Source organism: Paenibacillus sp. 01T431 (assembly GCF_056398625.1).
The window spans coordinates 177,735-189,591 of the sequence record NZ_JBFTPT010000016.1; the positions used below are offsets into that span (position 1 = coordinate 177,735).

An 11,857-nucleotide genomic window follows, 5' to 3' on the forward strand; every position below is an offset into this window, starting at 1 on the left:
AGGATCCGTTATTTATAACAATTAACGTCCACAACAGATTTAACGGACATACAATCCGCTATTTGTCACATATCGAGCTAAATCCTACCTTTTTAAGCCCAATAGCGTACCCTATGTCCGTTAGCCACTCCAAACGTAAGGAAAAGGAGCAAATAGCGTATCTGATGTCCGTTACCTTCTCTAAAAAGCAATACACAGGAGCTTCCACTCCCACCGATTAGATGACTTAATCCTGAAACTCATATGCTCCAATCATTCGTGGACCATGGCTGCTTGTTAAAAACCTAGATGCAGCAACCGCTAGCTAAGCAACATCCCAGCAAAGGCGTAGCTTAAACGGGCTACACTACCCAACAACCCTAATGTGTTTAAACAAAAACAGCAGGCCCGAGGATCACCTCATGCCTGCTGTTTCTTTTATGACTATAGAATCATCGTACCCATCCGTTTGGCGGACTCCATCATGACCGGGGCGTATTCCCTCATCGTGTCCATCGTCATCCTGCTGGCAGGGCCCGACACGGATAATGCAGCAGCGAGCTTGCCGGTACGGTTAAAAATAGGCGCAGAAAGCGCCGCTGCTCCCGGTTCGCGTTCCTCGAAGCTTGTGGCATATCCCTGCATACAAATCTCTTCGAGCTGCTGCTTGTATTGATCCAAATCCAGAGAGTAAAGCCAAGCTGGATCTCCAAAAATGCTTTCCTGTACGATCGGATCTGAATAAGCGATTAGCACCTTGCTCGATGCACCTGCATAAAGCGGCAGTCTCACGCCTACAGGCGCTACCCGCCTAACGGGTTGATTGCTTTGCACGGCCTGCATACGAATCCGCTCAGAGCCGTCTCTTACGTATATGCTAACGGTCTCGCCTAGCTGGTCGCGTAAACGCTCCATCTCAGGCAGCCATATTGTTGCTTGATCATCTGAACGTGATAAATGGGCTGACAGCTCCCACATTTTTAAACCCAAATGATATCGGTCTGTCGAGCGATCGCGCTCGATGAAGCCTTTCTCTTCGAGCGTGGCGAGCATCCGGTGCACCGTGCTTTTGTGCAGGCCAACCTGTTCGGCAATCTCAGTCATTGCCCAGTCTGTTTTTGAAATAAAACACAGCAATATATCAAGCGCCCGATCCACTGCTCGAACCGTCGATTTTCCATCTTCCATGCAGCCACAGCTCCCTCTCCAAAAGTTTCATCCAATGAAACCGATTCTCATTCAGTATAACTCATCGCTTCCATTATCGTAAAGAACAGTTGTTTACATTACAGTAATATTACAAATGATTAACATTACCTCGACAACAATTGACAGGCTTATAGGACCGGACTACGATAAAAGTACTAGATAAGAAAAGCGCTTACAACGTTCCGAATAGATGAGTCTAATGGACGGTTACTTACAGAGGGAGGACAACGACATGAGCACGACTATAATGACACCATTGCCACTTGAAGGCGGATTTCCAAAAAACCTTCATCCCTTCCCGCTTGGCGAATCGGATAACCTGTCCCAATTGCGCAAAACCAAAAGCCGCAGCAAGCATTTGCTGGTTGCTTCCATTGCTTCCCTTACGGCAATGTGTTTGATTGCTGTCATTATTTTTCATGGCTATGTCGCATGGATGCTTGCATACCCTTATGTAGCCCCACTCTCCTCTAATCCGCAAGCGGCTATCGGCCTAGATTACGAGGATGTCATTTTCCCTAGCAAAAGCGGAAATACGACGGTCAGCGGCTGGTTCATCCCTGCAGAGAGTGATGCAAGCGAAGCGGCTCCTTCAGCACGAACTGTTGTTTTCAGCCACGGTTATGGCGCTAATCGCGAAGAATCATGGGTACCGATGTATGAGCTCTCGAAGCTGCTGCACGGTTTAAACTATAATATATTATTGTTTGACTACGGCTATGCATCGAAGGAGTACAAAGCTCCGGCCACTGGCGGCCTTGAGGAGTCACAACAGCTGCTTGCTGCAGTAGATTATGCAAAATCACGCGGAGCGGAGGACATCGTCGTCTGGGGCTTCTCAATGGGTGCAGGAACGGCACTGCAAGCAGGACTGCAGACCGATGAAATTGATGCCATGATACTCGACAGTCTTTTCATCCCGAGCCCCGAGGCATTATTTGATAACTTGAATCAATTTGTTTCATTGCCGCAGTTCTCTTTGCCGCTTATTGAATCGATGATCCCCCTTTGGACGGGTACAAGCTTTGGATCTATTCCGGCAAGCGAGGTTTTATCTAACGTTTACGATATCCCGTTATTTATCATCCACGGCACAGAAGATTCAAAGGCGCCTTACCAAACCGCAGAAGCTATTGCTGAAGGGCAAGGCAACGTTCTATCACGTTCTTGGATTGTTCCCGAAGGCAAACACGAATTGCTGTTCCAAGTTCATCCGAGCGAATATATCCAAAGAGCAGCCTTATTTCTAAGCCAAGTTGATCAACAGCTCCAAGCAGAACGAACATAATAATGAAGCACGACATAAGCCCGCTTACCAACGAATACATCTAACATAGATGCATTTGTTGCGAAAAAGGGAGGCGATGGTCGTGCTTTTTGTTTATGGAACGCTCATGCCCGTTCGCGTAATGGAATTAGTTAGACATTGGAAGCTGCAAGAGAAAGAGCATATCGCTGTTATTTTGCAGGCAGCGCCTGAGATGGAGCGTCAGTATGTTCAGCTTCTCCAAGCATGGGAGCCTGTTTTCACCAATACTGCTCAATATACTAATCAATGGCTGGATGAATGGCTTCCCATTCCGTCACGCTTGCCATCCTATATGGAACAAACGATTGAAGCGGTTGTAGAGACATCTCTTGAACAATCAAGAACGTATGTCGATCAACTCAGACAGCTAAATGAGCGCACCGCGTCGGCTTCTTCTGATGTTACCAAATCCGTCATCTCACACGCCATTCGTGAATCCAACTATTATATCGGCCTAATGAGCTCCTATCGCCAAAAGGTAACCAGCTCAGGCAATAATCAGCACCGCGCCATTGTCCAGCAAGTCCCCATCGGGGGACATACACTGCCTCCTCTGCCCTATGCTTACAGTGCCCTCGAGCCTTATATCGATGAGCATACGATGCGAATCCATCATGATATACACCATCAGTCCTATGTCGATGGTCTAAATGAAGCGGAATTGCAGCTCAAAATCGCACGCGAGACGAATCAATTTGAGCTGGTTAAGCATTGGGAGCGAGAGCTTGCTTTTAACGGTGCTGGCCACTATTTACATACTCTTTTCTGGAGCATCATGACACCCTATGGTGGAGGTGAGCCGATAGGAGCTTTGAGCCAGCAAATCCGAAATGATTTTGGCAGCTTCTCCGCCTTTAAGAATCAATTTAGCAAGGCAGCGGCGAAGGTGGAGGGCAGTGGCTGGGCGATTCTAGTTTGGAGTCCACGCAGCAGCCGGCTTGAAATATTAACCGCAGAGAAACATCAGAATTTATCACAATGGGATGTTGTGCCTTTGTTGGCCTTGGATGTGTGGGAGCATGCCTATTATTTAAAACATCAAAACAAGCGGCCTGAGTATATTCAAGATTGGTGGAATGTCGTGAATTGGACGTTCGTTAGTGATCGATTTGAAGAAGCTCGAAAGCTCGTATGGGTGCCATTTTAATCTATTCAGCAAAAAAAAGTCCGACATGGGAGCTGGGGACTGAACTGACCCCGGTTCTCTGTCGGACTTTTTCAAAATATAAGAAAGTATATCATTTCCTCATACTTATCTTATATTTCTCCGTCAAAACTGCTTCAGCATCCAGAGGACGCTGAAGGCGTTTTTGCTTGAAATATAAGAAAGTATATCATTTTCTCATACTTATCTTATATTTCACCGTCAAAGCTGCTTCAGCATCCAGAGGACGCTGAAGGCAATTTTGCTTGTTTATATCGTCTATTGCTTTAATAATGTCAAAAACTCGGAGCGAAGCGCAGGATTGCTGCGGAAGTCGCCTCTTACCGCAGACGTTACGGTCATGCTGCCAGGCTTCTTCACCCCGCGTGAGCACATGCACAAATGCTCGCCTTCCACGACGACCATGACGCCATGCGGCTGCAGCTCCTCAGTAAGGATATCCGCAATTTGTGATGTAATCCGCTCTTGCACCTGCAGGCGGCGAGTAATCGCCTCTACGAGTCTAGCAAGCTTGCTAAGACCAGCGATTTTGCCGCTAGGAATGTAGCCAATGTGCGCTTTTCCGAAAAACGGCGCCATATGATGCTCGCACTGACTGTAATAAACGATATCTTTTACAATGACAAGCTCTTCATGCTGCTCATCGAACGTAACGCCCAGCACCTCACGAGGATCAACCTCATATCCGGCAAAAATCTCCTCATACATTCGAGTCACACGAGCGGGTGTTTCCAGCAAGCCTTCACGCTCTACATCTTCACCGACAAGTTTCAATATTTCTCTTATGTGATGTTCAATTTGCTCCCGGTTGCTCGAAACACTCGAATTGACGTAATCTTTCTTTCCCGCCATTTCTGAACTCTCCTTCCGGTCCCCCCGCGTCTTTCTTTATCTGCGAGGCATCTTTTGGTTTTTCATCATGTGCTGCGCTTTTTGCATTTGTTGCTTATTCAGATTGTAGCCCATTTGCTTCGCCATTTTCTGAATCATTTCTGGATCATTTTGCATTTTCTCAAGCTGCTTCCGCAGATAGAATACGCCTACAAAAAAGCCCCCAACAGCTCCTGCAATTAAAGTAACAATTGGTACAACAATGTTCACCCACGACATACCTTTCACCTGACCCTTTCCAAATCTCCTGCTGTGTATAATGTTCCCATGATAGCATGTTCACCTCTTGTTCGCAATGAACATGCTGACGCTCCGCTTAACCTTTTTGTGACAATTTTTGATGCTCTTATTTCGCACTCTTTTCCAGATCAAGCAGCGCGATTTTAATAGGAAGACCTCCGCCATAACCAATCATTTGGCCGCTTGCCCCAATCACGCGATGACAAGGCACGATGATCGAGACAGGGTTGCGATTGTTCGCTCCACCTACGGCACGCATAGCTCCAGGCTGATCCAGCATCACAGCGATATCCTTATAAGTACGCGTTTCCCCATAAGGGATTTGCTGCAAAGCTGCCCACACCTTCTGCTGAAACGGTGTGCCATACATTTGAATAGGCAGATCGAATTGCTGAAGCTCTCCGGCAAAATAAAGCGCCAACTGCCTTGCTGCTTCATTCAGCTGTTCATGAGAGGCTGCTTCGACCCGCGTAATATCCGCGGCACCGTGCCCAAATACCCGCTTCGTCCACTGCTCTAGTTTCTCTAAAGCCGAATCGTAAGGAGCGAAGTCCAAGTGGCAAATCCCTTTGTCCGTTGCCGTTAACGTCATCGGCCCGATAGGCGAATCGATCTCAGCCGTATAAAGTCGTTCACTCACTTGCACCACCTGCTTCCGAGTTGTCTTCTGGAATCGTGCTTAATTGAGCAATGGCATTCGCAATCGCCTGTAGTGCTTCCTCATCCGTTTCCTTCACTGATGCTCCAAGCAAAGCAGACTTTGCCTGCTCGCCGCCAATTCGCGCAAGCGACCATGCAGCTGTTCCGCGGAGCACCGGGCGAGGATCCTGCTCCAGCACCTTGATCAAATCCGGCACTGCACTAGCCTCTTTAAAGTTGCCGAGCGCGATTACTGCATTGCGCTGAATCGGCTTCTTGCCCCGCCAAGCGGAGGATGTTCGGCCATATCTGGCTTGAAACTCCTTGTTGCCTATCGTTAGAAGCGGTACGAGCAGCGGCTTAACTAATTCCATATCCGGCTGCAGCTCTGGTTGATGCGTCCAGTTTTTGCCGCGGTTTATCGGGCAGACCGTCTGGCAAGTATCGCAGCCATAAAGCCGATTGCCGATTTTTCGCATGAACTCGTCCGATATCATTCCCTTCGTTTGTGTAACAAAGGAGATGCAGCGGCTTGAATTCAATTGCCCCGGTCCAACTAGTGCATCCGTCGGGCAAGCGTCAATACATTTGGTGCAGCTGCCGCAGCTTTCCGTTATCGGTTCATCCGGTTCAAATGGAACATTCGTAATCATCTCACCGAGGTAAATCCACGAGCCGAGCTCCGGCGATATGATCGCGCAGTTTTTTGCGCTCCAGCCAATGCCTGCACGCTCAGCAACGGCGCGATCCGACAATGCGCCGGTATCGACCATGCTTTCCACGCGCAAATCCGGCATCCGCTCCCTTAGCCATGCTTCCAGCTTAGCAAGCCGATCACGCAACACTTTATGGTAATCTTCTCCCCAAGCTGAACGTGACATAATGCCTCGCCTTGCACCCGGCTCTGATTTAGGAGGGTCCTTCAGCTTGGATGGATAGGCAATGGCTATTGCAATAATCGACTGCGGATTTTCAAACAACAGCGCTGGATTCGTTCTTTTCTCAATGTCAGGCTCCTCGAAGCCAGACTCTCTTCCGAGCTCGCGGTGCCTAAGCAAAATTTGCTTTAATGATGTGAATGGATCCGCCGAAGCGATCCCTATCTTGTCGATGCCGAGGCTTGGTGCCGCCGCAATCATCTCTTCCTTCAGCTTTGCCCATCTATCTGTCATCATCTATAACCTTTTAATTGCTTCACGAGCCAGCTCGTCACAACGATTATTCCATTCATTATCGCTATGGCCTTTTACCTTTACGTATTCTACTTTATGACGCTGCATAAGCTCCCAAAGCGCTTTCCAAAGCTCTTGGTTCTCTACAGGTTCCTTCTTGCTGTTCTTCCACCCGTTGCGCAGCCAGCCGTGTATCCAGCCTTTCTGGAAGCAATTCACGACATACGCTGAATCACTATACACCGTCACCTTACAGGGCTCCTTAAGCAGCTTCAACCCTTCGATTACTGCTTGGATTTCCATACGATTGTTCGTCGAGTGTTTCTCTCCACCTGAAATTTCCTTCTGATGAACGCCAAAAAACAGCACTGCTCCCCAGCCGCCCGGCCCCGGATTGCCAGAGCATGCACCGTCCGTATAGATCATAACGTCCTTCATAAGAATCCCTCCTAAAGGTTTGCGAATGCAAACCTACTTCGTAAGCATCTATTTAAAGTTTGCGTTAGCAAACTTACTTCGTAAGCAGCCGCTATTCACACACAATGTGATTAAAGCGCTCTTATCTTTTTGTAAGGCCATAAAATATAATCGGCTCTGCCGCGAATCAGTTCTTCTGGCACAGCGTGAAACGTCCGGCTGTCCAAGCTCGCCCTAGCATGTCGATTATCCCCCATTACAAAATAGTTTCCTTCACTTATTACTTCAGGCCCATAGCTCATATCTTCTATTAATGAATCCGTGTAAGGCTCGTCCACTAGCTCGCCGTTACGGTACAATTGTTTATTATGGATTTCAATACGATCACCGGAAACCCCAACGATCCTTTTTACAAGAAACTTTTCCTCGTCTTCTCCCATATCCGGTTCCTTCAAAATAACGACATCACCAACCTTGGGCTTGCCGACCAGGTACACAAATTTATTAACAAACAGCCACTCATGCTCCGTTAACGTCGGCTCCATCGAATGACCTTCTACCTTCGAGAGGTTAAATACAAAAAAATGCAGAAGCAGCACCACAGCAAATGCAACAACCAATGTTTTCGACCAATCGAGCAGTTCTGCGAGCCAATTGGAGCGATTGCTTGCAACAGTATGGGCAGATAATCCCGCATCTACACTGATTCCTGCTTTTTCATTACTTGGCTTGCGATTCTGGTCCTCAAGGCTCATTGTTCCACCTCTTCACTTCGTTTCAGCCAATCCTCATAATACTTCAGCACGAGCTGATCCTGAAAAGGCGATTGCCCTTGATCCATCCGCTTCAAAAGCGCATCAAGACCCTCATGCACCTTTTCTTCGACCATTTTCGGATAGTGATAAGCCGCTTTGTGCATCTCATATTCATCTTGATCGACGACTGTCCTTCCACCATCAACTGTACGAATAACGTCCAAATCGTAATCGATATAGGTAAGCACATCACCCTGAATGTACAGCGGTGAGGCAATATTGCAATAATAGCGGACGCCTCCGTCCTCTAGCAGAGCCACAACATTGAACCACTGCCCCGGTATAAAAAAGGAGACTGCTGGGACGCGGCTGATCCATATCTTACCATCAGCCTCTTGAATCGGCGTTTGACGGTTTATGAGCACCTTAATGGATTCCGCTTTATGCTGCTCGTCAAGCAGCTCATCAGGCACAAGCCAATTCTGTTGCCATATACGGTGAATGTGACCGTTATGTTTGAAGCTTTTGATGACACAGTGCCGATATGGTTCCATCCCGTTCTCCTCATAAATGTATATAGTAATAAGAAAAGCATATCTGACCGCCAAAAGCAATGGCGATGCAGATATGCCCTGCGTACAACTTACATGCAGTAAAGTTCGCGTTAACCAGCTACAATGCTCAATTTCTGAAAAGATCTGATAAAATCGTTGGCTACATACCCCATCGACTCGTACAGCGGTAAAACTGGCTCGTTGTGCTCGTCCGCGGTAATTAGTATCTTTGTGACACGGCGCTGTTCGAAGCGCTGGCGCAATGCCTGGATAAGCGTTTTACCGATTCCTTTCCTTTGGTGGAGAGGAGATACAGCAATTCGATAATAATAACCTTTGTTATTATCAATCGTACCGATAATCATGCCCACAATTTCGGAATTTTCGACAGCGACTAATACTAAATCACTATCCCATGACAACTGGCGGGCAAAAGCTTCCATCGTTTGTTCGTAGCACTCTTCTGTTAGAACCTCTTCAAGCAGTGCTGTAATTGATCGGTAATCGGACAACTGGAAGGAACGAACATTCATTAAAATTACACCTTCTATACCATGTCATAGTATTGCATTTAAAATATATTACGACAAAATTAAACGAAATCCTGCTTCAATCTTTAATATTCCTTAAAAAAATTAAAGAAATCATCAATTATCTCGTGTAAACGCTTAATATTAAGCGCTTACAACAATTTAATCCATTTATTTCTCTATAAATGCAGTTCTATCTTCCTAATCTGTATATTTTAGCTAGCGTCGAGATACCCTATTTTAGGTTATGTTTGATCGTTTTAGCCCATTCGACTTTTGAAACAATAATGTTGATTTATTCAATCGGATAAGGGATAATGGACTTGGATAACTACATATAATTAGGAGGCTGTAAAAAATGGCACATCAACTACCTGCTTTGCCGTACGCGCACAACGCACTTGAGCCGCATATCGATGCGACTACAATGGAAATTCACCACGGCCGTCACCATAACGCTTACGTGACTAACCTTAACGCTGCTTTGGAGTCCGCTCCAGAATTGCAAAGCAAATCAATCGAAGATTTGATCTCCGATCTTGCAAGCGTTCCTGAAGCAATCCGTACTGCTGTTCGCAACAACGGCGGCGGACATGCTAACCACAGCTTGTTCTGGGAAACAATCGCTCCAAACGCTGGCGGAGCACCTACTGGCGCTCTTGCAGCAGCAATTGAAAGCGAGCTAGGCGGCTTTGAAGCTTTCAAAGCTGACTTCGCAAAAGCAGCAACAACACGTTTCGGCAGCGGCTGGGCATTCCTAGCAGTTGCAAACGGCAAATTGAAAGTATACAGCTTGCCAAACCAAGACAGCCCGATCATGGAAGGCGAAACGCCAATCCTTGGCCTCGATGTATGGGAGCACGCTTACTACCTGAACTACCAAAACAAACGCCCTGATTACATCGCAGCGTTCTGGAACGTAGTTAACTGGGATGAAGTTGGCAAACGTTACGAAGCAGCTGTTAAATAATATTGTTTTTCCAAACCGGCGCTTGCCTCTTTAATGAGGCAAGCGCCGGTTTTTATTTCTTTTATGATGCGTATAAGGTGCTGGGTGTTGGAGTGGAAAGTTGCTTAAGTGCAGGGAAAAAGAGTGGAATGTTGACAATGTACATAAGACGCGGGAGTTGGAGTTGGGTTACGATACTGCTGATGAGCTTAGGGTGCAGGAAGTTGAAGTACAACTTTGTCTATCTGCTTCTGTTGCAGAACGTTGAATTACAACCCTGCCGTCCACTTAGGTTCAGGGAGTTGGAGTGTAACACTGACCATGCTCTTATGGTGCTGGGAGTTGAAGTACAACTCTGACAATTTGCTTATGATGCAGGGAGTTGAAGCACAGCTCTGACAATTGGCTTGTGATGCTCATTAATTACTGGAGGAATATACTAGTCCAACAAACGAATGATTTCTTTTGCGTAAGTGTCCCAAGCTTTGTTATCGGTGTTGATTTCTAGAGTAGGAATGACTGAGTTTGCTGCTGCTTTTCGCAGTTTCAATTGAGTTGCTACCAGTTCATCTGCTGCTGCTTTAATTTCTTCACTACTCTTATTCGACCATTCATCAGGCGTGCGGCTTTGAATTCTTAGTTCAGCTATTTCCGGTGATATCGTTAATAATGCACATTTTGCCCCAAAGTGTAAGAGTTCCTTTTCGATAGCTTCAATTTCATTATTTGTTTTATCAGAATAGGCGACTCTATGATTTAAATGAAACCTTTCTAGTATAAAGAATACACCTCGCGAGCCGCGTGAAGCTCTCCCTAGCTTAGTTGACCATTCTTCTAATTGCCTCAGCATAGCAACTCTTTCACTCAACAATTGGAGATGCTCTTCGTGACTTGATGTTATAAACTGACCACGTACGTTGTGCAGCACCTGTGAATAATGCTCGCTTAAAACGATAACACTTCGCTCAGCTGATTCGTCCTGCGCTTGCATTAGCTTTAACGACTTCAATACCGATGTTTTACCCGCATTCGAAAATCCTTCCAAAATAATGCCCCGCAGTTGATTCACGCAACAACCACCTTCTGTAATTATTTTCATATCATTATATAGGGACAGTTTCGCTATAGGCAAATATATACAATTGATAGACATAGCGTGGCAGAGTGTATTCATTTATCTTCCGAATAGCTAGCCTGTAACTGGATAGAGGTTAGGTTGACCTCATTAGTATCATAGGAGTTTTTACCTTCGATAATGGTCAGGTTTTCTCTCCTTACGGACATAGGTTCCTCTATTTGGCGAAATATCCGTATATTGAAGTTTTAACGGACATAGGATCCTTTATTTGCTGGAATTAGGGCGAATTGAGCTCATTTTAAGAGTAATAACGTATCCTATGTCCGTTAGTAGGCTAAACTTGCGTTTTAAGCCAAAATAGCGGAACTAATGTCCGTTAAGCTCGATAAGAAATACTAGTTCCCTTTTACACCCGCCTCATACGCACACTCACCTCATAGGCTTTTGCCGCATACGCTACAGTAGGATAAATGCCTAATTTGCGATGTAAAGGAGTCTGAGTACTCTCATGGAATATACTTATGCTAATAATGTGAATTCTCGTCCAGCTAGCAAGGGCTGCGGTTGTGGTGGACCTCGAATGATCACGCCAACGCCTCAGCAAGGTGGTTTTGGGCCGGGCGGACCCGGCGGCTTTGGGCCGGGGGGACCCGGCAGTTTTGGCCCAGGTGGTCCCGGCGGCTTTGGGCCGGGGGGACCCGGCAGTTTTGGCCCAGGTGGTCCCGGCGGTTTTGGGCCAGGGGGTCCCGGCGGTTTTGGCCCAGGGGGTCCCGGCGGTTTTGGCCCAGGGGGTCCCGGCGGTTTTGGGCCGGGCGGTCCCGGCGGTTTTGGGCCGGGCGGTCCCGGCGGCTTTGGSCCAGGGGGACCCGGCGGCTTTGGGCCAGGGGGACCCGGCGGCTTTGGGCCAGGGGGACCCGGCGGCTTTGGGCCAGGGGGACCCGGCGGCTTTGGGCCAGGGGGACCCGGCGGC

The 11,857-nt window shown here is 47.2% G+C and carries 14 protein-coding genes; 4 read left to right on the forward strand and 10 right to left on the reverse strand.

Annotated elements, in window-relative coordinates; genetic code table 11:
• Positions 1-423: 423 nt before the first annotated feature.
• On the reverse strand, positions 424-1,167 hold the full coding sequence (locus AC1DM9_RS26735) for an IclR family transcriptional regulator (protein WP_076271916.1): 744 nt from the start codon (positions 1,165-1,167) through the stop codon (positions 424-426).
• Positions 1,168-1,420: 253 nt separating this feature from the next.
• Between AC1DM9_RS26735 and AC1DM9_RS26740 the strand changes: the two genes are divergently transcribed.
• The gene (locus tag AC1DM9_RS26740; protein WP_477583114.1) at positions 1,421-2,476 is read left to right on the forward strand and encodes an alpha/beta hydrolase; all 1,056 of its coding nucleotides are present in this window, start codon (positions 1,421-1,423) and stop codon (positions 2,474-2,476) included.
• A gap of 82 nt (positions 2,477-2,558) precedes the next feature.
• Positions 2,559-3,644, forward strand: a complete 1,086-nt coding sequence (locus AC1DM9_RS26745) for a Fe-Mn family superoxide dismutase (RefSeq protein ID WP_477583116.1) — start codon at positions 2,559-2,561, stop codon at positions 3,642-3,644.
• A 276-nt stretch (positions 3,645-3,920) separates the two neighbouring features.
• Here the strand turns inward: AC1DM9_RS26745 and folE are convergent, their stop codons facing one another.
• The 8 genes from folE to AC1DM9_RS26785 form a co-directional block, all read right to left on the reverse strand.
• Positions 3,921-4,514, reverse strand: coding sequence for a GTP cyclohydrolase I FolE (gene folE / locus AC1DM9_RS26750; RefSeq protein WP_076268865.1), 594 nt, complete (start codon positions 4,512-4,514; stop codon positions 3,921-3,923).
• Between the two features lie 36 nt (positions 4,515-4,550).
• Positions 4,551-4,772 (reverse strand): YneF family protein, encoded by a 222-nt coding sequence (locus tag AC1DM9_RS26755; RefSeq protein ID WP_053372732.1) that lies wholly within the window; start codon positions 4,770-4,772, stop codon positions 4,551-4,553.
• 127 nt (positions 4,773-4,899) lie between these two features.
• Positions 4,900-5,433: a methylated-DNA--[protein]-cysteine S-methyltransferase gene (locus tag AC1DM9_RS26760; protein WP_441885120.1), complete on the reverse strand. Its 534-nt coding sequence runs from the start codon at positions 5,431-5,433 to the stop codon at positions 4,900-4,902.
• Positions 5,426-6,607 (reverse strand): tRNA epoxyqueuosine(34) reductase QueG, encoded by a 1,182-nt coding sequence (gene queG, locus AC1DM9_RS26765; RefSeq protein WP_477512569.1) that lies wholly within the window; start codon positions 6,605-6,607, stop codon positions 5,426-5,428. Before queG ends, AC1DM9_RS26760 begins: the two co-directional genes overlap by 8 nt.
• A complete protein-coding gene (gene rnhA, locus AC1DM9_RS26770; RefSeq protein WP_339206864.1) occupies positions 6,608-7,042 on the reverse strand; it encodes a ribonuclease HI in 435 nt (144 codons plus the stop codon).
• A gap of 110 nt (positions 7,043-7,152) precedes the next feature.
• A complete protein-coding gene (gene lepB, locus AC1DM9_RS26775) occupies positions 7,153-7,776 on the reverse strand; it encodes a signal peptidase I (protein ID WP_477512567.1) in 624 nt (207 codons plus the stop codon).
• Complete coding sequence (locus tag AC1DM9_RS26780) at positions 7,773-8,330, reverse strand: DUF402 domain-containing protein (RefSeq protein WP_441885113.1); 558 nt, start codon at positions 8,328-8,330, stop codon at positions 7,773-7,775. The genes lepB and AC1DM9_RS26780 overlap by 4 nt, the downstream gene beginning before the upstream one ends.
• Positions 8,331-8,440: 110 nt before the next feature.
• Positions 8,441-8,863 carry a GNAT family N-acetyltransferase gene (locus AC1DM9_RS26785; protein ID WP_339206861.1) on the reverse strand — a complete coding sequence of 141 codons (423 nt, stop codon included), beginning with the start codon at positions 8,861-8,863 and terminating at the stop codon, positions 8,441-8,443.
• Positions 8,864-9,218: 355 nt separating this feature from the next.
• On the opposite strand from AC1DM9_RS26785, the gene AC1DM9_RS26790 reads away from it, so the two are divergent.
• Positions 9,219-9,830: a superoxide dismutase gene (locus AC1DM9_RS26790; RefSeq protein WP_076268860.1), complete on the forward strand. Its 612-nt coding sequence runs from the start codon at positions 9,219-9,221 to the stop codon at positions 9,828-9,830.
• 418 nt (positions 9,831-10,248) lie between these two features.
• On the opposite strand, the gene AC1DM9_RS26795 is transcribed toward AC1DM9_RS26790, so the two are convergent.
• Complete coding sequence (locus AC1DM9_RS26795; RefSeq protein ID WP_477512564.1) at positions 10,249-10,878, reverse strand: hypothetical protein; 630 nt, start codon at positions 10,876-10,878, stop codon at positions 10,249-10,251.
• A 517-nt stretch (positions 10,879-11,395) separates the two neighbouring features.
• On the opposite strand from AC1DM9_RS26795, the gene AC1DM9_RS26800 reads away from it, so the two are divergent.
• On the forward strand, positions 11,396-11,857 hold a 462-nt coding region (locus AC1DM9_RS26800), incomplete at its 3' end, for a hypothetical protein (RefSeq protein WP_477583120.1).